At 45.9% G+C, this 623-nt stretch carries 1 protein-coding gene; it reads right to left on the reverse strand.

Annotation, left to right across the window (positions count from 1 at the left end):
• Positions 1 to 623: protein rep (locus tag KP705_RS16125; protein ID WP_215764974.1), on the reverse strand; the 623-nt coding region annotated here is incomplete at both ends.

Consider the following 623-nt stretch of genomic DNA (forward strand, 5'->3'; position numbering starts at 1 on the left):
CATCAAGAGAAGGCTCAACACAGAGAGCCATAGCAATATCGGGCCCGAACATATCCAATGATTTAGGGACACCTATCGTGGCTTCGCCTTCATCACGCTTCGTGAAAAGCTCAGCATCATTGATGACACGCTTCTTCATCATCTTCAGAGATCCATCAGACTGATCTCGAACGATGCGAAGCCTCTCATCATTAAGAGACCCCTTGAACTCCTTAAACGATCCGTACCTCTGTATCAGTCGCGTATTGAGTGTCTCATTATAGAACCACTCAAGATGGCCATCCTCCATCGTCTCAATATCGTTCGGCTTAGTCACATATTTTGTGACCTCATCAACAGACTCAAGAGTTCCCGCATCCTTAACAATGCACGACATCCTCTCACGAACATCAGCAAGAAAATCCTGCCAGCCGTTCCCCTTCAAATACGGCAGATCAAAGAGGATATTCATATGCATGTTAAGGGTTTCATGATCCTCATTATGAGTGAACTCAGTCCCCCTGAAATACAGATTTGAACCATATTTTTGATTGAGCCAACGGAAGCAATCAGAGAGCTTGCGTGTCCATTTCCTATGCTCCGCCTTGAGGTCATCATATATGCGGACGTTCTCACCGCAGGTG

Origin of the sequence: Gluconobacter sp. P1D12_c (assembly GCF_018812105.1) — a bacterium.
Taxonomy (GTDB): domain Bacteria; phylum Pseudomonadota; class Alphaproteobacteria; order Acetobacterales; family Acetobacteraceae; genus Gluconobacter; species Gluconobacter oxydans_A.